The sequence below is a fragment of the Sphingobacterium sp. BIGb0116 genome (genome assembly GCF_024808035.1).
Classification (GTDB): Bacteria; Bacteroidota; Bacteroidia; order Sphingobacteriales; family Sphingobacteriaceae; genus Sphingobacterium; species Sphingobacterium paramultivorum.
On sequence record NZ_JANUDT010000001.1, the window covers coordinates 1,158,118 to 1,181,901 of the forward strand.

At 37.3% G+C, this 23,784-nt stretch carries 16 protein-coding genes; 7 read left to right on the top strand and 9 right to left on the bottom strand.

Going from position 1 to position 23,784, the window contains the following annotated elements; all coding sequences use genetic code 11:
* Positions 1 to 147 precede the first annotated feature (147 nt).
* Together M2419_RS04850 and M2419_RS04855 are read left to right on the top strand one after the other, a co-directional pair.
* On the top strand, positions 148 to 3,201 hold the full coding sequence (locus M2419_RS04850) for a SusC/RagA family TonB-linked outer membrane protein (RefSeq protein WP_259254388.1): 3,054 nt from the start codon (positions 148 to 150) through the stop codon (positions 3,199 to 3,201).
* A 10-nt stretch (positions 3,202 to 3,211) separates the two neighbouring features.
* A complete protein-coding gene (locus M2419_RS04855; RefSeq protein WP_182330963.1) occupies positions 3,212 to 4,723 on the top strand; it encodes a SusD/RagB family nutrient-binding outer membrane lipoprotein in 1,512 nt (503 codons plus the stop codon).
* A gap of 441 nt (positions 4,724 to 5,164) precedes the next feature.
* Here the strand turns inward: M2419_RS04855 and M2419_RS04860 are convergent, their stop codons facing one another.
* From M2419_RS04860 to M2419_RS04880, 5 genes are all read right to left on the bottom strand, one after another.
* Positions 5,165 to 5,866, bottom strand: coding sequence for a lycopene cyclase domain-containing protein (locus M2419_RS04860; protein WP_182330962.1), 702 nt, complete (start codon positions 5,864 to 5,866; stop codon positions 5,165 to 5,167).
* A complete protein-coding gene (locus tag M2419_RS04865) occupies positions 5,863 to 6,321 on the bottom strand; it encodes a sterol desaturase family protein (RefSeq protein WP_182330961.1) in 459 nt (152 codons plus the stop codon). Before M2419_RS04865 ends, M2419_RS04860 begins: the two co-directional genes overlap by 4 nt.
* Before the next feature lie 9 nt (positions 6,322 to 6,330).
* A complete protein-coding gene (locus M2419_RS04870; RefSeq protein ID WP_182330960.1) occupies positions 6,331 to 7,167 on the bottom strand; it encodes a phytoene/squalene synthase family protein in 837 nt (278 codons plus the stop codon).
* A gap of 4 nt (positions 7,168 to 7,171) precedes the next feature.
* Positions 7,172 to 8,650 (bottom strand): NAD(P)/FAD-dependent oxidoreductase, encoded by a 1,479-nt coding sequence (locus M2419_RS04875; RefSeq protein ID WP_259254389.1) that lies wholly within the window; start codon positions 8,648 to 8,650, stop codon positions 7,172 to 7,174.
* Between the two features lie 113 nt (positions 8,651 to 8,763).
* On the bottom strand, positions 8,764 to 9,405 hold the full coding sequence (locus M2419_RS04880; protein WP_075993731.1) for a MarR family winged helix-turn-helix transcriptional regulator: 642 nt from the start codon (positions 9,403 to 9,405) through the stop codon (positions 8,764 to 8,766).
* A gap of 279 nt (positions 9,406 to 9,684) precedes the next feature.
* On the opposite strand from M2419_RS04880, the gene M2419_RS04885 reads away from it, so the two are divergent.
* Together M2419_RS04885 and M2419_RS04890 are read left to right on the top strand one after the other, a co-directional pair.
* Complete coding sequence (locus tag M2419_RS04885; RefSeq protein ID WP_259254390.1) at positions 9,685 to 12,147, top strand: TonB-dependent receptor family protein; 2,463 nt, start codon at positions 9,685 to 9,687, stop codon at positions 12,145 to 12,147.
* A 201-nt stretch (positions 12,148 to 12,348) separates the two neighbouring features.
* On the top strand, positions 12,349 to 12,861 hold the full coding sequence (locus tag M2419_RS04890; protein ID WP_259254392.1) for an STM3941 family protein: 513 nt from the start codon (positions 12,349 to 12,351) through the stop codon (positions 12,859 to 12,861).
* A gap of 80 nt (positions 12,862 to 12,941) precedes the next feature.
* Here M2419_RS04890 and M2419_RS04895 read toward each other — a convergent pair whose 3' ends face one another.
* The 4 genes from M2419_RS04895 to M2419_RS27460 all read right to left on the bottom strand — a co-directional run bounded on the left by M2419_RS04895 (position 12,942) and on the right by M2419_RS27460 (position 18,056).
* Positions 12,942 to 15,290 carry a TonB-dependent receptor gene (locus M2419_RS04895; RefSeq protein WP_259254393.1) on the bottom strand — a complete coding sequence of 783 codons (2,349 nt, stop codon included), beginning with the start codon at positions 15,288 to 15,290 and terminating at the stop codon, positions 12,942 to 12,944.
* Positions 15,291 to 15,531: 241 nt separating this feature from the next.
* Positions 15,532 to 16,752, bottom strand: a complete 1,221-nt coding sequence (locus M2419_RS04900; RefSeq protein ID WP_153846449.1) for a TCR/Tet family MFS transporter — start codon at positions 16,750 to 16,752, stop codon at positions 15,532 to 15,534.
* Positions 16,753 to 16,876: 124 nt separating this feature from the next.
* Positions 16,877 to 17,749, bottom strand: a complete 873-nt coding sequence (locus tag M2419_RS04905) for an AraC family transcriptional regulator (RefSeq protein WP_153846450.1) — start codon at positions 17,747 to 17,749, stop codon at positions 16,877 to 16,879.
* A 157-nt stretch (positions 17,750 to 17,906) separates the two neighbouring features.
* Positions 17,907 to 18,056: a DUF4377 domain-containing protein gene (locus tag M2419_RS27460; protein WP_153846505.1), complete on the bottom strand. Its 150-nt coding sequence runs from the start codon at positions 18,054 to 18,056 to the stop codon at positions 17,907 to 17,909.
* 76 nt (positions 18,057 to 18,132) lie between these two features.
* On the opposite strand from M2419_RS27460, the gene M2419_RS04910 reads away from it, so the two are divergent.
* The 3 genes from M2419_RS04910 (at position 18,133) to M2419_RS04920 (ending at position 23,783) form a co-directional block, all read left to right on the top strand.
* On the top strand, positions 18,133 to 19,863 hold the full coding sequence (locus M2419_RS04910) for an IPT/TIG domain-containing protein (protein WP_259254394.1): 1,731 nt from the start codon (positions 18,133 to 18,135) through the stop codon (positions 19,861 to 19,863).
* A 19-nt stretch (positions 19,864 to 19,882) separates the two neighbouring features.
* The gene (locus M2419_RS04915; protein WP_259254395.1) at positions 19,883 to 21,619 is read left to right on the top strand and encodes an IPT/TIG domain-containing protein; all 1,737 of its coding nucleotides are present in this window, start codon (positions 19,883 to 19,885) and stop codon (positions 21,617 to 21,619) included.
* A 418-nt stretch (positions 21,620 to 22,037) separates the two neighbouring features.
* A complete protein-coding gene (locus M2419_RS04920; RefSeq protein ID WP_259254396.1) occupies positions 22,038 to 23,783 on the top strand; it encodes a hypothetical protein in 1,746 nt (581 codons plus the stop codon).
* The last annotated feature ends 1 nt before the right edge of the window (position 23,784 follow it).

The following is a 23,784-nucleotide window of genomic DNA, read 5'->3' on the forward strand; positions in this document are numbered from 1 at the left end:
AATAGAAATTTCCAATAGTATAAGTCTTATTTCCGATTGCGTTATTCGGTAAATTATCTTAGCAAGTACCTTCGTAAGCTATTTATTTAGACTTAATATAATCAAAGGTATTGAAATCATACTACTTATTCAATTAAACATTAAAAAATGTTAAAAAGCTACTTGTTAATCCTATTTCTATTCTTCACCTCGCAGTTTTATGAAGAGGTGGCCGCACAGACTAATTTTACCATAGAGGGGCGTATCCTGGATTTAAAAACCGAAGAGCCTATTAGTGGCGTTTCAATCCGTGTGAAAGAAAGTATCAAATCAAGTTCTGTGATGACAGGTTCACAGGGCAGTTTTCGTATCCGCCTTCATCAGGGACAGACATTGGTGATCTCACATCTCAATTATATGCCACAGGAAATTCAGGTTCGTAGTAGACAATCCAATCTTGTCATCCGACTAGCTGAAGACCCACACATGTTATCCGAAGTAAACGTAACTGGTGCATTGGGGATAAAAAGGCAAGCACGAGAACTCGGTACTTCGGCACAATCTGTGGACAATCAAGAATTGAATCTTGGTAAGGTCGTAAATCCTCTTTTGGCGTTATCGAGTAAAGTTGCCGGACTAAGGATCAATGCAACAGACTTAACAACAGGAAAAACTGACCCGGGGATTCAAATTAGGTTAAGAGGAACACGTTCTTTAAACCGGTCAAAAAATGATCCCATATATGTTGTGGATGGTGTACCATTGCCCGATATTACCCGAATAAATCCCAATGATATCCAAGACATTACTGTACTGAAGGGAGCTAATGCTGCTGCGTTATATGGATCTGAAGGTGTCAATGGTGCAATTATGATCACGACAAAATCGGGTCGGGCAGAAAGAGGGCAGATCAACTATAGTAATAGTACGCTGTTTTCCAAGGTTTTCCTGCTACCCCCTGCTCAACAGCGTTTTGGTCAAGGACAAAATGGTGTGTACAGTCCTGTAGCAAATGAATCTTGGGGTGATCGTTTTAATGGTGAGGTCCGAGATTTTGGGTTACCCATCAATGGTGTACAACCAACGAAGGTATATAGTGCTCCGGATAAAGATAACCGATTGGATTTTTTCGATACGGGCGTAACAGTACAAAACGATCTCTCATTCTCTTCTGGCGATGACAAGGGATCTTATTACGTTTCTTTGCAGGATGTTCGTATCAAAGGTGTGATTCCTGGCGACAAATCAAGTCGTACTGGAGTACGATTTAATGGGTCGCGTCGATTTAACAAGTTGAATTCCTCTTTCAATACAAATTACGTTTTTTTCAAGAACAATACGACAAGTGATGGCCCATGGTTATCTGTTTATACACAACCCGCCAATATCGACTATAAAGATGCACGAAACTGGCAGGATCCAAGTTCTCCAAATCATCCTTTAAACTGGTATAATCCAGTTGCCGGGACTAGAAATCCCATTTTCATGGCCGACAATAACAGAAATACGTCTGATCAGCATACATTAAATTCAAAACTGGAGTTTAATTATGAATTTACAGATTGGTTAGATGCGACTTTCCGTACTGGCCTATATTTCCAATCAGAACCTGGTCGTGTGACGAACAGAAAATTGGTTTCTAATATAGCAACAAGAAATATAAATGGGAGCGTAAATGATACACATAGAGTCTTTACCCGTTTCAACAATGATTTGATCCTGAATTTTCATAAGAACTTTGGTGATTTCTCTACCAAGTTTTTGGTCGGACAAAATGTTCGAATGGATGATACGAAATCTATCAATATCAGTGCTACAAATCTATTATTTGAAGATATATTCAATCAGGGCTCTCGCACTGGCGAATTGGTCGGTGGTTCAACAATTACAAAATACCGTTCGCTCGCGACTTACGGAGAATTTACGGCTGGATATAAAAACTATCTTTTTCTAACGTTTACAGGGAGAAATGATCAGGTTTCGGTGCTTGATCCAGGAAACAACAGCTATTTTTCTCCAGGTGTAAGTTCCTCTTTTGTATTTACAGATGCGATCGCGAGCCTGCAGAAGAGCAGGGTATTGAGCTACGGTCGTATTTTTACTTCTTTTAATAAGACAGGAAACGTAACCTTAGATCCTTATCGTCTGAACCTGAGTTATAGCCAAACCGCGGGTTTTCCATTTGGTAGTTTGGTCGGATTTACTCCTTCCCTATCTGAGCCAAACCGATCGATAAAACCCGAATTTGTTAAATCATTTGAGGTAGGTACCCAGCTCGGATTTTTTAACGACCGTTTGCGGACGGATATTGTTTATGCTTATTCCGACTCGGATGGACAAATATTTGATGCTGGTATCTCGCGTGCAACGGGCTTCAATTCAACGATCGTAAATGCTGGACAGATCATCAATAAGACCTATGAAATCATGATCAATGGAACTGCAATTAAAAGCAAAGATTTGAATTTACAGTTTGGCCTTAATTTCAGTTATACCGACACAAAAGCCAAAAATCTATATGCAGGCGACGAGTTTAACATCTTTCGACAAGCTTACGCTATCAAAGGCCTACAATATCCAACACTTCGCATGACTGACTTTTTAAGAGAAGACGGGAAAATCGTTTTGGATCCAAACGGGAATGTAATCCCTTCGGAAGAAGAAAAGGTAATGGGAACGATGGTACCGCCCTATCTTTTTGGATTTAATACCAAATTCAACTATAAATCCTTTACAATGGGTTTTCAGATTGATGCGAGACTGGGAAGTTGGATGTATTCGGAGGTAATCCCGAGGATGTTTGCTGCCGGAACACATCCGGAAACTGCTAAATACGATAGACAGCCTTTTATTATGCCTAATTCTATGGTACGCCTGGCCGACGGATCAATTGTCGAAAATAATGAGGTATATTCTAAGGGAGATAAAGCGTGGTGGACAGCATACGGAAATATACAATCTGTCACCGCCGCTAAAGGAGATTACCTAAAGCTTAGGGAACTCTATATCGGGTATGATTTGCCGCAATCGTGGCTATCCCAGCAACGGATGATCAAAAAAGCAAGCATTGGTTTTGTGGGAAACAACCTTTTCATCGTCAGGCATTCTTCCAATACAATCGGCGACCCAGAGGCACTTTATAATCAAACAGATGGCTACAACAGCTTCAGACAGATTCCGACATCAAGATCAATGGGTTTTAATGTCAACATTACTTTTTAATACTACGGAGATGAAATACACTATCATAAAATCAGCCTTATTTGCGATTACTTTACTTACAGCGAGCTCCTGTAAAGACTTTCTTGATGTAAATGATAATCCGAATGCGCCAATAAAGGAAAATTTAAGCCTAAATGCCAAGCTTCCTGCTGCCTTGGTCGTATCTGCCGTAAATGAATCTGTTCAACTGAATCAGATCGGTGGTTTGTGGGGAGGTTATTGGGGAACTTCAAATGAAGGAGTGAGTGCTTTTACGGCATTAAAGACCTATAATGGTCCTGCGATAAGGGATACAAGAGACGGCATACCTGTCTGGGAATCCAATTATAACAACCTACTGTATTACAAAGAAATTTTGGATCAGGCCAATGTCGAAGATGCAAGATTTTATGCGGGGATCTGTAAAATCATGATGGCTCACCATTTCTTTACACTTGTTGACTTTTACAATAATGTTCCCTTCAGTGATGCTTTAAACGGCTCTGTTAACCTGCATCCGAAATATGAATCAGGAAAAGATGTTTATGCCAAGTCCGTTGATCTAATTACCGAAGGTATTGCAGATATCAAGGTTGCCTCTCTGTTGCCTACAACAGACGACGTTCTTTTCAAAGGAGATAAAAGCAAATGGACCAAATTTGGCAACACACTCAAATTAAGAGCCTTGCTAAAACAATCGGAAGTTTCTAGTCAAGAATCCTATATTAAACAGGAAATATCCAAAATTATCGAAGAAGGTTCAGGATTTCTTTCCGAGAATGCAGCTGTCAATCCGGGTTATCTCAACACTGCAGCAAAGATGAATCCTTTTTACGAGACCTTCTATCGGAACAATGCAGGTGTGGCAATAGCAAATTATGCCAACATCAGACCAACACAATTTTTGATCAACACTTACAAAGCCTATAACGACCCGCGCTTACAACAAAACTATACGCAGGTCAGCGGGGAGTTTAAAGGTGTCCTTTTTGGAAATAATACCATAGTTGAGGAGTTTGCAGCGTTTAATACTTCAGCCTTAAAGGGTCCGCTGGAGAATGGTAATCAGCCCGCTGGGATTATAAAATCATTTAGCCAGTCAACCATTCTCATTTCCTTAGCGGAAACTGCTTTTTTAGAAGCAGAGGCCATCGAGCGGAAATGGATTAGTGGCAACGCGAGTGAATCCTACCAAAAGGGAATTCAAGCCTCATTTAATTATCTGTTCAACCAAAATAATTACAATGCGCAATCCTACATAAACCAGAAAAGTGTCATTTATACGGAAGCGAGTAACAAAATTCAACAGATCATAACCCAGAAATGGCTTGCATTGCACAACATCAACAATATCCAGGCATGGAACGATTATAGACGTCTGGGTTATCCTGCAATACCAAATTCACTGTCATCGCCAAGTTCAGGAGCGTATCCATTGCGCTTTATGTATCCGGAGACAGAAATCAATACCAACAACGCCAACGTGCAAGCACAAGGAGAAAATGGAGTCCTGCTGGCAAGGGTATGGTGGGATACAAAATAGTATTGTTTATCAATATAGAAATTTAGATTAGAGAGCTAATGTTATCAATTGTGGGTAGCATTATTTGTCAGACGGGGTCCATTGAATGGGCCCCGTTCTTTTTATGACAAATTGCACTTTCACCTCCTAGACTTCCAAAATAACCGTCAAGATTTCTCCATATCTAATGCTCATTTTTTTACAATTACATTTAGTGAATCAGGTAGTTATAATACCCCTACAAGTTATAATGAGACAGGTCGACCTGCTTTTGCGATGGATAGCAATTTAACTTTTATTTTGGCCTTGGATCTTGGCTGGTGACGCCAGAAAATAAATTTGTCCGCTCCGCTAATGTCGGCACATTTTTCCGGGGGCACATTCAATACACATTATTGGGTCGATCCACAGGAAAATATGATCGGTCTTATTTTCACACAGGAATATATGGTTAACTCTTCTTTATTGATTGGATTCATGCGACTTACTTTGAAATTTTTTAAAAAAGTAAAGAACCCACAAAAACTGAGTGTATCCGTACACCGCATCTTCAACCGGAATCGTAAGTACCCTGATCCCCATAAATTCCATGGGATTGTAATTGACTATCGGAGACTCCAACCCTGTTCCGGTGAGTATACCATTGACAGGTAAAAAGCCCAACATAAGCAAGGTGAAGACTACAGAGGCCTGCGTAATCCATTGTATCCGAAATGCAAAGTGAAACAGCATTAATGTCACGATGGTCACAGTAGCGGTAACAACTGTATAGATTCTGTCAGTATATCGAAGTGCCACCACAGCACATATAATGACACTCACAAAGACAACAATATTATTAAAGGCGGATAGCGATTGTAATCTAAAAAATTTATCAATGCAGAAATAGGTGAAAATACAAGAAAAAGGGATGAAGATAAAGAATAACCATTCTTCCAATGGTAATCCTGCTATAACCAGGCCTAGGGTGTATCTTGTGTCAAACCACCATACTCCCTTACTGGTAAACCAGACATCCCAAGCTATAAAAAATACAGCAACAAGAGCTGCTGCCTTTAGAAATGGGACAAACTCACGATCGAATCGAAGCCGCTTGTCGAAAGATGCGACAAAACAGATTATGACCGTAAAAAATAAGATAAGCGAGTAAGTATATGGCATCATATTTTTTCATTGTTAGTATACATTTTAAAGTATTTCATCGGAACATATAAAAAGCCAAAACATTCGCCCTCCTCTTTACCTAAATGTTTATGATGTTGTTTATGGGCACGACGAAGCGCCAAAAAGTAACGGTTATTTGCTTTACTCAACCATTTGAAGCGTTGATGGATAAATATATCATGCACAAAGAAATACGCCATACCATAGAGCATAATCCCTAATCCGACGTAAAACAGATAATTGTAATCCCTTAACGAACCGAAATACATCAATGCGATGGTGGGAAGAGCAAAAATGATAAAAAAGTAATCATTCTTTTCCAAAAAACCCGAATTGCTATGATCGTGGTGATCGCGATGTAATATCCAGAGAAAGCCGTGCATAATGTACTTATGGATAAGCCAGGTTGCGCCCTCCATAGCGATAAAAGTGATCAATACTGTAATAAAATTCATAGCTCTATATTATAAGTAAGCAGCTTTGTAACGCAGATAACTTTTGAAAGCAACATAGGCTTTTTGTACATTTGGTATCCTAACTCTGCTTTCCAAAATTTCCTTTGAGGATTTTTTTCGAATCTTTGCAAACAGTGAAAGGTAATACTTGTAAGCTAGATAGACGCCAAATTTTGCCGATGCAGGCAATTTTTTAATTCCCAAAAGCGCTTCCTTAAATTCGCTGTGTATCTCATCCTCAATCTGGCTTTTGAGTGCATTATCGAAGACTGCCATATCCAGATTCGGAAAATAGGTGCGACCAAGAACATGGTAGTCGTCTTTAAGATCCCGCAAGAAGTTTATTTTCTGGAATGCAGAGCCCAGTTTCATGGCGTAAGGTTTTAACTCCTCATAGCGCTGTCTATTACCTTCCGTAAAAACCTGTAAACACATCAATCCAACCACTTCCGCCGAACCATAAATATATTCTTTATAGCGTTCAGAATTATAGTCGACTTTATTCAGGTCCATTTCCATGCTATGTAGAAATTGGCGGATTAGCTCGATGTCAATAGCATATTTATGTACCGTCTCCTGAAAAGATTGTAATATCGGATTTAATGAGATACCTTCCTCTAGCGCACAGTTTGTCTCGAGGTATAACCGCGCCAACAGTCGCTGCTTATCATAACCATGAAAACTGTCCACGATTTCATCAGCCAGTCTTACATAGCCATAAATCGCATAAATACTAGCCCTAATGCTGGGTTTGAGTGCCAATATACCGAGCGAGAAACTTGTACTATACTTTTCAGTTGTTTTTTTGCTTACTTCATAAGCGAGTTCATCAAATAGCTTTTTCATGGTCTTATGTTTTACGATATAATTCAATGGCTTCTTTGGCAACAATTTTCCCTGATAAAATGGATGGAGGCACACCGGGACCAGGAACCGTTAGCTGACCTGAATAAAAAAGATTATGGACTTTCTTATTTCTGATCTTGGGTTTCCATACCGCTGTCTGTTTCAATGTATTTGCAAGTCCATAAGCATTTCCAGCGTAAGCATTATAATCGCTGATAAAGTCGCTTACACAGTAACTTCTCTTGTATGCAATCTGTTCATATAGGTTTTTTGTACCGGTATGCTTTTCCAAACGCTTTAACATCTTAATTAGGTATTTTTCACGTGTTTCATTATCGTCCGAGATAGCGGTCGCCAAGGGCATTAATAAGAAGAGATTCTCACTGTCTGCAGGAGCTACATGAGAATCCGTTTTGGATGGGCAACATACATAGAACAGCGGATTTTCAGGCCACTTTTTTTCACCATAGATACAGTCAATATGATCATCCAACGGATGCTCAAAGAAAAGTGTGTGGTGTGTTAGATTTGGAATGGACGATTTCATCCCCAGATAATATATCAAACTTGAGGGGGCAAAGGTCCTGCTCTTCCAATAATCATCATCGTAGTTTCTCAACTCCTTGGCAAGTAGTGTTTCGATATGGTGATAATCGGCCGATGCAACCACGAGATCAAATGGATGATTCACACCATTAACAACTAATGAAGTGATCTTATTCTTTTCAATCTTGAACCCATCAACATTATGATCAAAATGAAAAGTGACTCCTTGTCTCTCCGCTACTTGTTGCATCGCCAGTACTAACTGAAAAAAGCCTCCTTTCGGATAATGAGTTCCAAGTGCATAACCGCCGTAGTTCATCAGGCTATATAATGCCGGAATATCCTTGGGTGAAGCTCCCAAAAATATAACCGGAAATTCCATCAATGTCCGCAATCTTTGGTCCTTAAAATATTTGGCAACATAGGATCGAAAATTGGAAAGCAAATCTAGCTTCAAAGCGCTAAGTGCAATTTTTGGAGAAAGGAATTCACTCCAATTGTGACAGGGCTTATTGACAAAATCACGCATGCCAACTTCATACTTAAATTTTGCAGCTTCCATAAATCGATCCAACTGCGTACCCGCCCCGGGTTCGATCTGTTCAAATAATTGTTTTAACTCCTGATAGGATTCAGGTACTCGAATCTGTCCGGAGTTAAATATCATTTCAAATTGTGGATTGAGTGATACAAGCTCAAAAAAATCAGCTGTACTGCATCCAAAATCCGAAAAAAAGGACTCAATAATATCAGGCATCCAGTACCAGCTTGGTCCCATATCAAATTTAAACCCTTCTCTCGTACTAAACTGCCTCGCTCTTCCACCGGGCTGCGTATGTTTCTCAAAAACATGCACATCGTATCCTGCCTGCGCAAGATAGGCCGCCGCTGAAAGACCCGAAAAACCTGCACCAATAACTGCTACCTTCTTTTTCATTTCTGTTTTTTTAGCTGAACTTGAGTAATACCCCCAATAGATTTACTGACACTGCAATATGGTAATGTACACATTGTAGTTCTTATATTATTTCCATCGCACCGCAGTATGGACTATAACTTCACTTGTTCCAGCAATTTTTCAGGTGCAATATTTCTATCATAGATTAATTGATGAAATTTGCTCAATTTATCCAATAGACTTATCAGTGTTATTTTTTCACTGTAGGTCAAATCACCTGAAACAATCTGGGTAGCATGACGTATTTTCCCCATTTGTCGATCCAGCGCCGATAAGCCATTTTCTGTGATATAAAGCACCTTACTTCGTCGGTCTTGCTCTGAATCTTGCTGACCGATCCATCCTTGTTTGATCAAACGATTTATAATCGCCATGCCGGCTGGCTTTTCATGAATATTCCGCCTGATCAATTCCATTTTTGTCATCTCGCCAAACGACCTTAAGGTTATAAGGTATATAAACTCTTCTTGTGTAGAAAAATCAGATTCCCAAATAGCTGCCTTTGAATAACTTTTTGCAAACCTATTCATATGCACTATTAATGTGCTGATCACACTCTCTGGACTACGCCCATTTTCCTTACCGTCCCATTCGGGTTCGACCAGAACATCGGTTTCTTTTGCCACTACCCAACGTTTAAATCCATCCGCGTCGGTACTGTAGATTCCATCTACGTTTTCCTGTTCAAATTCCTCTACTAATACAATGATTTCTTTTAAAAGTTGATATTTCATACACTTTATTTAGAACATAAATATACTATATTTGTTTTGATTTTTTTAATAAAGATTTTTTTAGAATAAATATATACTATAAATCTTATCTACTCTTGATTTTGACCAACTGCAACTCATATCGGGTAGAGACTTGCTTTTACTTATAAAAAGACTTTTGTGCCAATTGGTAATCGCTTTTATTAATAATCGTGCAACATTTTTTTCCTGAGCTCGACTAACCTATAGTCACTAACTGCAAACAATGGTCATCAAACTTTGCACAAGAACCTTAATTACATGAAAGTCATAAAAAAAATTGCCCTAGTCTTCCCATGCCTGCTTCTTTTCGCCATAGCTCATGGTTCATCTAATAGGATTATCCTTTCGCGCATCGATTCAACCTTTACTGTTACAGGCAAAGTAGTCGATTCGCTTACAAAAGAACCCGTTCATTTAGTTTCAATATACCTGATGGATCATCAAAGTAGCAGCCGTCCTGTCAAAACAGTGGTTACAAATGAAAGTGGGGACTTTCAATTAACCTATAGTCAGCGCTCATTTTACCTAAAAATCAACCACCTTGGCTTTCAGCCTCAGATAAAAAGAATCGAGACGCCGAGCGGGAGCAATATAGATATCGGTACTATAAGGCTTCATAAGATTGACAATAAACTTGAGGAGGTTGCGGTTTCTTCCAAGAGACCTACCTTGGAGCTAATTACCGGTGGGTATAGATTTAATGCGGAAAACAATATATTAGGCAATAGTACAAATATAGCAGAACTGCTCAAGCAGGTACCGGGATTAACCGTTGATGAAATGGAAGGCAAATTACAATTGCTCGGAAAGGGGGCTACTGTATTGATAAATGGTCGAAAAGTCAATTTGGGTGGTCAGGATTTATTGAACTACCTGAAATCTCTACCGAGCAACGAGGTCTTGTCTGTTAATGTGCTTACCAGTCCAGGCGCAGCATATGATTCCGCAGGAGACGGAGGTGTGTTAGATATCAGACTTAAGAAAAATTCCAATCTGGGCTTCTTTGGGTCGGCAAGTACAAGTGTTTCTACCCTTTGGGGAACGGACCAATCGCTTAATTTAAATCTAAAAAAAAGTAAGTTTGAAATTTCATTGGGTTATAATTTTTCATATGGTGAAAACTTGCATAAACGAAACGATCTTATAAAAAACTATTTCTTACCTGATTCTAGTTATCTCTATAGACAAGAACAGGTTAGTGAAAGATCCCAAAGGACACATTCCATGAAAATCAATACACTTTATAATATTGATTCAACAAGTACGCTCTCTTTTAATTATTGGTACGCCAGCTTTTATGGTAAATTTCCAAATGAACGAGACGCCACGATCTATAATCGGAAAGATGAATTTCAAAGGCAGCTTAAACAGCGGGACTTCATGTTTTTAGACAATAATTTCCATATCGTCGATTTGATCTACGACAAAGATTTTAAAAAGAAAAACAAGCTTTCGATCGGCATGAATTACGCTAAATACTCGAATGAGAATAACACTTCATTCTGGAGAAAGGCATATGATTTTTCTAACACGGAAATAAATTCCTCAGAAAATGATAGCAGAAATTTTATTATTAAGAGACCATATGAAATCTGGACCTTCAATACAGATTACAAAACTAACATTGGAAGGAGTATAGATCTAAAATTTGGTGTAAAATATGCCCGTGCAAATACAGAAAGCTTCTTTAAGAATCTGACCACAGATGGAAATATCGTCGGAGGAGAAGCAAATATTGAAGATAAGGTTCAATATAACGAAAATATACTTGCTGCTTATTCTTCTCTGAGTGGTAAATATAAACACTTCTCCTTCGATGTAGGCTTGCGACTAGAATCATTCGATTATACATTACGATCCCTTTCAACTGACGAACAGATTAAAAACAACTATCTTAATCTATTTCCCAACTTTAATGTACGATATGATTTCGAGGACCTTAAAAACAGCATTACTTTATCGGGGAACAGAAGAATCGAACGACCAGGTTATAACATGCTCAATCCATTTGCGGTGACCAATAATCCCATCTATTTTACCAACGGCAACACACAGTTGAAGCCATATTTTGCAAATAGACTAGATTTGCAATATTCACATAAGTGGAATAGCAACCACTCACTGATCTTTTCTTTATATGGAAACTCCTCGAAGAATATGTTTACCTATATCTCAAGATATAATGAGGAGGTTGGAAGCCCGGAGTTTAACTATTATAATGATTATAATCTAAACCAAATTGGAGGTTATGTCATGTCGCAAAACAAATTTGGAAGCAGCGTGAATGTCAGTACATATTTATCGGCCCAACGACCGACTTTCAGATCGAATAAGACAGAAGATATTTTGTTACCTGGGATTGTCAACTTTAGTGGGTCGATCAACACCTTTATTAATATTCTGCCAAAGACTACTGTTCAAATATTCGGCTTTTATGCTTCGAAAAGAAATAGTTTTCAAATGCAATATGGGGCAACAGGATACATCACGACGGGTTTACAACAAAAAGTGCTTCGGGACAAGCTAAACATATCCCTGACGATTGAGGATATTTTCAACTTACAAAAAGCACCTATTTCCATTTTAGGCAATGTGATTAGCATTGAAACAGTGAATAAATTGAAGTCACGCTATGCAAAATTGAGTTTCAGTTACAATTTCGGAAAGACCTTCTCCGCAAAACAGACCAAAAAGCTGGAAAAAGATTCGAGGATAGATTAATCCATCAATACTTTAATCGTCAAAGATGATTCGTGGAAGCATAGCGCTGGATATAATTAAGCTTAGAAAATAGCTTAAATACAGATAGACCTCAAAATACTGCGAATTTAAAACGAATCCATACGAATTGAAATTCGCATGAAAATCTGAAAAGCGTTGTTTTAACTTAGTCCTATAAACATGTGAAAGAGAACGTTAATTATGAATGAGACTATCATAGAATTCGATAACAAAAAACGTCTGAAATTAGCGCTATTTGGCTTGCTGTTGACGATAGCGGCTTTGGCATTTGCTTACTATATTTTCTTTGTCGCTGAAAAAATAAGAATTTTCCCTGGAGCACTGATGTTGACCTTAGGGGGCTTGGGATGTTATTGTCTAATTGGCGGTGTAAAAAGCCTATTTGTTAAAGATCGCACTGGCCTAATATTGAACGCAAATGGCATTCGATATAATGGTACGCCAGTAGGAATAAAGGCTGGGACTGTAAAATGGACTGCTATTAAATCTGTCTCGACAGGAATGGCCCATGGCATCCATTTTGTTTTTTTGAAGCTACACCATCCCGAAAATTATATGCAGCAGTTCTCTCCACAAGTACAACAACATGTACTCGAAAATGGAATAGCCGTTTCGGCAGATCAATTGTCGCTTAATTTCAATGCACTCAAAAAATTGATAGAAGAGTATTATGAGCGGTATAAGGGACAATAAGAGGGAAAAGACTCGCCATAAACAAGCCCCTATAAAATCTTACAGGGGCTTGTTTCTATTAATCGTATCAAATTGTTGTATTACAAATCCAGTTGGATACCTAAATTCGCTATTGTTCCACTTCCTTTTACATAATAACGGCCTTCATTTGTAGCTCCCCTCACCTCCGCGTGCAGTGGAAAGTAATCATTATTAAGGATATTATTAACTGAAAAAATGAACGCCAGATTCTTTAATTTGTAGCGTGTTTGGAAATCCATCAGACCATAGCCCGAAATCGGATATTTGCCATAATTATATTCAGAAGGTTGAAACACATCGCGTTTCCCCAAATGTAAATACTGCAGATAGACATTCCACCGATCTGTCAATTTGAAATCTGCATTGATATTTACTTTAAAAGGTGAAATAATGGAATTGTCCAATTTATCCTTATATTTTCCCTCATTTTTCAAATCTTGCCTACCATCCATATACCCGAGAATAGTACCAAACTTCAACCAGTCAACAGGGGTTACATCGACTACAAATTCCAAACCATAAATACGTTGAGGCACTTGAATCAGTTCATAATTACCTGGCGTTGAAGTTTCTGCGGAAGTACTCCCCTTTTTGGAAGAGCTATAGTACCCTGTCAATTGGTAACTTAACATAGCATAGGTTCCATTTAGCCCCAACTCAAAATTATTGACAACTACAGGCTTCGGATCAATTTGACTCAAAGGTACTCCATTCCGTAATACAAGTCCTACATCGCCGATAGAATACCCTTGTGAAAATGATACAAAGGGCTGCAGGTATTTTAATTTATTATACCTTCCTGCCAAGTTGAATACAAATGCATTCGAGTTGCTCTTATCTCCAGGAGTGACTTTCCCTGCTTTTGTTAGATCTCCTACCTTGAAATCCAAGTTTTCGTATCGCACACCACCTTTTAAGATCCAATATTCAGCCAGGTTAAACTTACTTTGAAGGTATAGGGCGCCACTTTTCATATTCATGTCGGGTGTCACTAATCCATCGTCCAACGTTTTTTGAACCGTGTGATCCTTTAAAAGATCTACTCCATAAATTAAAGTTACCTTATTGCTGTTGGATAGATCAAAGGGCGTACTAAAATTTAGTCTGGCTCCCTTATGATCAGAATATGTTTGGTTGTAGCTTTCAAATACCGTGTTCATATCTTCATAATACAGACTCATATTTGCTGAGGTTCTACCAAAGTTACCATCATACTTTACATGAAAAGCTTTATTGTAAGGTGTCCCACCGTTAATCACTGTATCTGAAGGTATCCCTATAGCAGGTTTACTGCCAAACTCTCCCTTAGTACCGACATATTTACTATCCTGAACACTTCTATAATAGTTCCCCATAAGTTCAATACGATGATTATCGTTAATCTGATAACCAATCTTCGCTAAGGCATTATAACTTTTTGTCTCGCCCAGGCCATAAAATGGACTTACAATGGTACCATCGGAGCTACGTACGACACCTGTTCGCGCAATCTTTCCTTGCACAACATAATCAAACTTGTCTTTCGATCCAGAAAATACTTGTGCCAAATTATACCCATATGTTTCATCTGGTCTGACCAAGCTTAGGGAATTATTTAAAGAGGTTGAAGAATGAAAACTCCTGTCTGTCTTTGCCTTCTTTGTTATATAATTAATTATACCACCTGCGGCGCCATTTCCATACATTGCAGAAGCACCATTGATGACCTCAATATGGTCAATTGCGCTAGCGTCTATCGTCTTCATATCTCTTCCGCCATTTCTTAAAGGAGTAGATTGAGGAATTCCATCAATAAGTACCAAAAAATTCCGACCACGTATTTTAGCAATAAAATTGTTTTGGCTTTCCTCACTGGGAGAGATACTGGGCACTTTCTGCATCAAAATATTGGGTAGGTTGTCATTTATCAGACGCTGATCTTCTAAGGTCTTACCTCCGATATAGGTAATTGATGATGGCACTTCGTCAATACTTTCAGCCAGTCGGCTCGCCGTTACGACAACTTCATTCAAGTGATTACTTGTTTGCTCCATGACAAAGTCTGGGAGCTCCAGGGTTTCCCTTTCCAGTGCGATCTGCGATTTGATTTCTTGAAAACCAATATGCTTTACGGTCATGGAGTGAATTCCTTTAGGAATCTTTGAAAAAATAAAATTCCCTTCATGATCAGTCTTGGCGCTATTTATCCCGTCAATATTGATATACACATTGGACAAACCTTTCCCCTCTGAATTTTTCACCTTGCCCTTAATTGTCCCCGATTCTTGATCATTACCATTTTTCCTAACAGCAATCGGTCTTTCCCTTGAAAAACTTATTGCTGGAATTATGGAAAAACTTAAAACCAATAGACTGCTCGCCAATGTTGTTTTTTGGGTAATAAACCAAGATCTTGTTGTTGTTTTCACGTGTTGAAGGTATTTAAAAAATCACTCGTCCTGTCCGCATATTAATATCTGTTTATTTCCAAACCTTTCTATCTGGGAAAGCCTGTTCTGAAAAAGATATAATTACTATTTAGACTAATTATTATTAACGGCAAATATAGTAAAGTTAGGAAATACTTAAAGCTAGAAATTTAGAATATGAGCCCATTATCGACACAAGTAACAATTTCTCATTACAACTGGCAGGCGTTATCTCCATTTCTTAATGGTTATTATTTCGTTGAAAAACAAAATATATAATGATTCCACTCATACAAATTAAAATGGATCCCAGAAAAAATGGCACTCCCGAAAATTGAAATAGCGCTTTATCCTGTGTAAAATAGTAGAATGAGTTTGTCATTATTGGAGGTCCAATAATAGATGTTGCACTTACCAAACTTGCCAACGCTCCCTGAAGTTCACCTTGTTCATTTGAAGGAATATTCTTGCTAATAATGGATTGCAGTGCGGGTCCACAGATTCCGCCTAAAGAATATGGGATAAGGAAAACAAACATCATCCATCCTTCACTAGCGAATGCGAATAGCATAAGACCGACCGCATAAAAGAATAATCCAAAATATACACTTTTCTCGTCGCCTAATTTAGGGTTTACCCATCTTATTAGAAACCCCTGTACTAATCCAAGCAATAATCCGAGCAACCCAAGTGATAAGCCAACCGCCCGTTCTGTCCAACTAAACTTATACATGGTAAAGAAATGCCAATTACTCTGCACGGCGTGAAGAGCGATATAGACCAAAATCAAGGCAACAACAAGGCGCGCTATTTTCGATTGTTTTTTCAGAAAATTAAATGTTCCAATAGGATTCGCACGTTTCCAATCAAATGGTCGTCGTTTATCCTTATCTAAACTTTCCGGCAGGAAAAACAGCCCATAGAGAAAATTCACTAGGCATAATAATGCGGCTGCATAAAAGGGTACTCGAGCGCCGTAATATCCAAGTAAACCACCGATTACCGGGCCCAAGATAAACCCCATACCAAAAGCTGCGCCTATTAAACCAAAATTTTTGGTTCTATCTTCATCCGTGGATATATCAGCGATGTATGCACTAGCGGTTGAAATACTAGCCCCAGTCAGCCCAGCAATGATTCTTCCCAAAAAGAGCCAACTGATAGATGGCGCCAATGCTAATAATATATAGTCGATAGCAAATCCAAAAAGAGAAATTAAGATAATTGGGCGTCTACCATATTTATCACTGAGATTGCCCACTATAGGCGCACATATAAATTGTGTAACAGCATAAGCAAAGCCGAGCCATCCTCCATATTTTGCTGCTTCGCTAAGGTCTCCATGAATAAGTTCTGCAATGAGTTTAGGAACAACTGGAAGTATAATGCCCCAACTTGTAATATCAATCAACAGGGTAATACATATAAACCCAATAGCTGCTTTTTTTCCTGTATTTTTCATGCCGTAAAATTAAACAGACGAGAAAAGGAGCTATTGACAATTTAATGGTGTTTACGTACCATTTGAAAGCTAATTCTACTTGAAAATCTGTAAATGCCTTCGATAGTTAAACGAATACCATCTATCACACGTTTCGATAAGTTGTTGGTGACAAACCAACAATTCGTTTGAAGTATCTGCAAAAGACGCTTGTTTCTTCAAAATGAAGTTCATTACTGATTTCTTTGATTGATAAATTAGAAGATTTTAATAATGTTTTAGCATGTAGAATTGTGATATGATCAATCCATTGTAATGCCGATCTTCCAGTTTTCTGTTTGAGGAAAGTTGAAAGATATTGAGGTGTTAAATGTAGTTTTTCAGCGTAAAATACAACACTTCTTTGTTGCCCGGCATACTTTGAAACAAGCAGATAAAATTCATCGATAATCTCATGCGTACGGCTTTTCACCAAATTTTTGTTATTTGGTAATTTAGAATAGACTTCAGAAATCATACTAACTAGCACCATGACGAGATGCCGTAGCATTTGTGTCTTATTGGGACTTGCTTTTTTATGGTAGAAGTTTTGTATAAGGGTCAATAATTCATTTTGGAGTTTAATTTCTTCCGATTGAAGTCTAATAATTGGCTGCCATCTTATTTGATTGTTCATTACAAATTCCCGTAGAACAGGAAATTCTGTAATGAAATCCAATGAAAGACCGATTGTTATAATTTCAGCATCTTCACTCAATGATTTTGTGTCGATCATCACTTGTGGCTGCAAAATAGCAATGTCCCCTTTATTTACGTCATATTCTAAGAAATGGATTTGAGATTTCATAGATCCCTGTACCATAAAACCTAATAATAAACCATCAAATATGCGGCTATGACTTGTATACTTCTTCCCAGGGCCATGTCGTTGACTAAGAATAACTATGCCTTCCGTCTTTTTTGAAAGGTCAAGATTATACAATTGATAAACATTATCCAAAGTTATTAATAGAGCCATGTTCAAATGTCGTTAAAAAAAAACAGCATAACATGTGTTTTTCATCACTTTTACCATTTTCCTAAGGGAATCAACGTCCTTTCCGCTTGGCAGCCGGGATAAGAAAATAAAAAGTCCCAATTTCTCAAAAAGGGACTTTCTTTCGTGTATTATCAAATTACTTTTTTGTTTTCGACACTTGAGTTATCAGTGTATATTGCTGAGATGAACCATCAGCAGGAGGGTTCCTGACCTCTTCAACTTTTACTTTGATCACATATTCGTATCCTGATTCGTAGTTAAATCCCTGGATATTTTCATAAATAATAAAAAAACCTTGGGTGAATTACTTATAAGATATTATCATCATATTTGCAGCTAATATTTAGCCAGCATATTATCTAATGAATTTTCATACTTGGATCAACCAACTTACGAAATTAAGAGTACTAACATGTATTTGTAACCTCCTTGGATTATTATTATTTTCCTGTGCAAAGGATGTTATCATAATCCCACCAGATACAAATCCGACAGAAGTCGTTCTTTTAGCTCCCTTAAGCAATACGGGCAATAATTTGACTTTATCCGCCGAAGTAAGGTATTTAAATAATAGTGATATTATCCTATCCCATGGTTTTATGGTCGACGGAAGAAGTGGAGATACTTATATAAAAAGAGAATATCCTATTGCTTCGACTTTAAAATCTGGCTCATTTACGTACAAAATCCCCGACCCTGAGATTTACAAAGAAGGTTACTATTACAGTTACAAATATTTTGTAAAGTCAGAAAAAGAGACATACCTAAGTAAATCTGATCAGTTTAGAATCAATAACATTAAAGTCATTGCCAAAGAGGATCTTAAAATAGCTGCAGGCGAAATTATTACGATAGAAGGTGAGTTTACCAACATTGAAAAAGATTATGATCTCTACTATTCCTTCCACGAAGATAAAAAAATGCCTTTTGAAATTGTCAATTCGGGAAAAGCCATTCGTTTCAAGGTTCCCGAGGGTGTAAAACAAGGCTATAATGTCACATTTAGATTGATCAGCAAAAACCAGGAGGAACCGCATCTAGCTGCTATCATTGCTAAGGCTTTTATTGTTGGGACATTAGCCCCACCGACTTCTTATTCATATTATTACGATGATATTCTTCGTCTCCCCTATCTTACAGATTATTCAGAAAAACCAGGGCTAGAAGTGTTTGTCGGTAATATTTTTTTAAGACATAGCGATGAGATGGATCTTCGCTATCTTATTGATAACCAAAAAGGAAAAAAATTCACTATGGGTTATACGAATGGACGTGACACCATAACCTTTCCCCAACCGTTGCAACTTATCGAGCCAGATCCAAACGAATTCAAGGTAATACCAGCGTATGTACACCCAGGAACAAAATTTGAAGTATTTGGAAGTGGCCCGGACAAATTCAATTTTGGGGGGCACGTAACTGTAGGGAATCAGCATGTCATTTATAACCAAGTAGACAGAAACGCAAAAAAAGGGGAATTAACAATAAGTGATCTCCCTGAAGGTGATTATCCGATGATTATGAACAATAATCACTTCACCTATAAAAGTGCCAATACAATTAAGGTCAAAAAAATGAATATTGCTTCAAGTAGCCATAGTGAAGCCTATGCCGGAGATAAAATAACGTTAAAGGGCACATTTGTAAAAGGGCAATCCTATACACTTGAAATAGATAAAACTAATACAAGCTCAACAACCTGCACAACGACCGGTGAAGTAAATTTTGAAATCCCCCAATTTATGACGGCCGGGAAATATCAAATCAAGATGAGTTATAAAAGTGATATGGACTATCAACGATCTTATTATTCCAATAGCATTCCCTTGGAAATTAAAGCGACAACAATCACTGCCATATATCCTTTGAAAGCCTCTACAGGTGATTTGATTACGATTGAGGGAGATGGACTAAAAGGTTATCAAGCGCAAATTGCAACGGTGGAAGCACGACATACCCTGTCCCAGAACAATAAAATTCAATTCGAAATTCCAAATAACCTGCCTAAAGGTAAATATCGCATCAATATTAGTTTTACCAATTTCGGGAAAAACAATACTATTACGGCGACAGACTATCTTGAAATCAACTAACCGATAAAGATAATTTATTATGAAGACAAGATCTATCCATAGCGCAGCAATTTTCCTTTTTTCGTTATTCATTATGAGTTTGAACATTCTTATTGGATGTAAAAAGAAAGAAGTTACGGAGGTAGTCGATTATAGCCCAGTATCGCTAAAGGCTGGCTCATTTAGCAACCTGGAGGGGAAAACCGTTACTTTACATGGTCTCATAGAACGGTTAAATGGGGTGCCGGTAGAAGACCATGGGTTTATTATCGAAAAGATAGAAAACAATAAGGATAATGAAAAGGAAATCTTAATCAGTCTAGGCAATAAAGTAACCACCGGTGAGGTTTCTTTTAAATATCAATACAGCCGTGATTTTGAAGTTGGAGACCGTTTTCGTTATACCTTATACGTCAAAACAAAAAACGGATTTTACCGCAGTGAAAGTAGTATTTTTGAAGCAGATGGACTTCAAATCAATTACCTGGAAGACATGCTTGTACCCAATAACAATAAAATAACAGTTACTGGCGATTTCAAGTTCATATCCGAAAATGTAAAATTATACTACGATGGTTTAGATCAGAAGGAATATATTGTACCTTATCAACTCGCAAGTGACCGAAAGAGCCTAATCTTTACTTTTCCAAAATCAGGTAGTTTCAATCATGGAAATAAGATATTCTTTTTTCTCCGCTATAAAGACAAATCCGGTCAGGAAATTAGTAGAGGCATCGCCCGCATCCAGATACTGGGAACCGTAAATCCGCCAACAAAAACTCAACTATATCTCAGCGATTATCTACCAATAGAAGGAACAGGATTAGATCCGGAACGGATTTGGATGGATCCTCCCTTGTACATATTGATCAATGGCAAAAAAATTAAATACAAAAACTACATCTATCTACTTGATATAGAGAATCTAAAAGGAACTAAATTTCAACTGGGATACCACAATGGAAAGGATTCTGTTGTGTTCAAAGACTCTATCGAACTGATCAAACCTATCGGTAGTAATATTCATTTTGAAAAGAAGATTATTCATTCTCCGTACTTAATGAAAATGACTGGAGTCGATTTCTATTCCTACATTACAGTATCTGAAAAAGCAAGATATTATCTTGGTAAGCATGACATAGCACATATTCCTTACAGTACGCGCGGAAATACAGAATCTTTTGCTGTGCGCAATATTCCAAATGGCCTGTACAATTTCAGTTATAGTAATCCCTTCTATACTGCAACAACTACCGAGCAGGTTGAAGTCAGAAACTTGACCTGGGTTACTCCCCCAATTACATCGAGATTTGTTGGAGAAACTTTTACAATTACGGGTAATTTCATTGATGATCACGAATACCTGGTATCAGGCGATGGAATTTACGAACATCCTATAGCGCAAGATGGTAAAATAAATTTTACTCTGCCATCAAACATAATTGGGCGGACAGAAATTCAAATTGGCTACCGTGTCGACATCAATTACGATGAATCTTTTTACGCACCTAAAAAACAGCCCCTGTATATAAACGATTTTCAAGTGAGCGACATTACACCTTTAAAGGGTTATCCTGGAGATGTTATAACGATCAAAGGAAAAGGCCTTGGCTCCATACAGATAACTGTTGGCGGCGCTTATGCAACAAGTATCTCTCGAAGCTCAGAAGAACACCGTTTTATCATCCCGGCATTTGCACCTAAAGGTAAATCAGCTCTTGTAATGACTTTGAACGGTACGACGATTAAATATAAAGAGCTTTTTGAGGTTTTGTAACCGCAAAATTTAATAAATGTTATGTGTGCCATTATTATCTTCATTGATATGTAGGTAACTAGCAACATGCCAATAGCAAAACAAACTGGATCGTTAGCATAATCAAAAGACAAAAGTTCTTTTTTATGGAAAAAAGAACTTTTGATCATCATGCTTCAAAAGACCCGTTTTTCAAGCTCATTTTTTTTAACCATAAAGTGAATTTTTAAAAAAATAAATCTAGTTTTAGAAGGATTTTAACTTATTTTGTACCTCAAATAAAAACCATAAATTAATCTATATGCGTCGTAAGAACCTACTATGTATTTTTAAATTATACATGTGTTTCAATTTTTTATGTCTTATTTCCTGTAAATATAACAGCGAAGATCTTAATTTTCATGAAATTAAACCACCAGATAAAGATGCTAAGGTTTCTATGAATCTAGCAGACGTACCAAATGGTCAAACCGTTTATATTTATGCTCCAACCGATTTATCGTATGCAATCAATGCTACATCAGGATCTATCGCTAAACAAGAGTTTTATCTCAATAATAAACTTGTGGGTAGTGAAAAGGCAGTATTGCGCATAAAGCCTTCCGATCTTGCAGGAGGAACGTCGGATATATTGAAAGTAAAAGTAGAACTATCTTCAGGAACCGGAAGTTTAGCTGAGGTTTTAGGACAGGAGAAATCTGCTTTTGAATTCACCTACCCAATAAAATACATAAACCCTCAGGTAAATTTGAATATTAACCAACGGATTAATTCTTCAAAAAAATTAGAGATTTATTGGACAAAACCAGCCATAGAAGGTGCTGAAATTGAAAGTTATGAAATATACAATTTCAGCAATTTGGATCAAATCCTGATTAACCGAATTTCAGATCCTGATAAGAATAGCTTTGTTGACGATGATTATTCCTATGGAGCAAAAACATATAAAATAATAACAAAATACAAGGGTAACAAAGTTCCACCAAAAGAAGATTTTTATTCTGTAAAATATAAGGTTTTCACAAGCGATTATTTCAAAATAAAAACCTTAAAAAATCTAAATCTGAACATACAGTGGACTCACCCAGATGGCATTGCAAACAAGTATATTCTTGTATGGAAAGGAAATACACAAACAATCCCAGTAGGTAAAAATAGTGCTGAGGTCTACAGGCCTGCATTCCCTTTTCAAGAAGAGCAATATTATGAATTATATATTTTGCCCGAAAAGGCTAATGAATGGGATTATGCTAAATACCCGAAGATCATCAACTATTTTAAAGAACAAAAATACGAAGCTGAAATAGAATATGCGCATATGATCATGGCTGAGGGAGATATTAAAAACAAATTAATCCTTTCCATGCGCGGCGTAAAAAATGGTTTTGGAATCCGAAGTTATGGAATTGATGATCTCGCTATGAAAAGTAACAATACTGATCTTGTGCAATACCCTTATTATATTAGCTCATTTAAAGTTTCTCCTGCTACAGGAAAAGTTGCAGTTCATTTGAGAAGTGATATTTATGAAACGAAGCCAAAAATCGAAGTGTATTTGGATTTTACGTTCAGTAAAAAACTTAGAACTTATGCTAGTGATGATTTTCCAGTCTACTATTTGACCAGTGATGATAAAATCCTTGTCGGTAACAATGATTTATATCACTATGAGATATATGATCTAAATTCAGGTAAATTATTGAGTGAAAAAAGGGAAAACAACGGACAGTTCTTTCCTATTATTTCTCAAGACGGTAGATACACCTCAAGTTCTGGAAGCTATGATAATGGTTGGTACAAAATCTATAAATATGAAAATGATCAGTTTACATTGATTGCTGAGAAAAAAGGAAGCCGTACTAGAAATGAGATCATATTTCACCCGTTAATTAAAGATCAGGTTATTCTTCAATCATATGATAATTATTTCTCAATTTGTGAATTACCTACTTTAAAAGTAATCAAAAAAGTACAAGGAGAATTTCTTTGCTTTGATGGATTCACCGGAAATATCCTTTTTAAGGATGAATACTTCTCTTCTAATTCGATCGTTAATGTGTTAGATAATAAGTATAGTAATGTCCTCTTTAGTATGACGACAGGCAATTATTTCCAACCTTATCAAGTACGACTTCTAAACAACAATATTATTCTTTACAACAATTATGTTAATATCGTCCAATAGC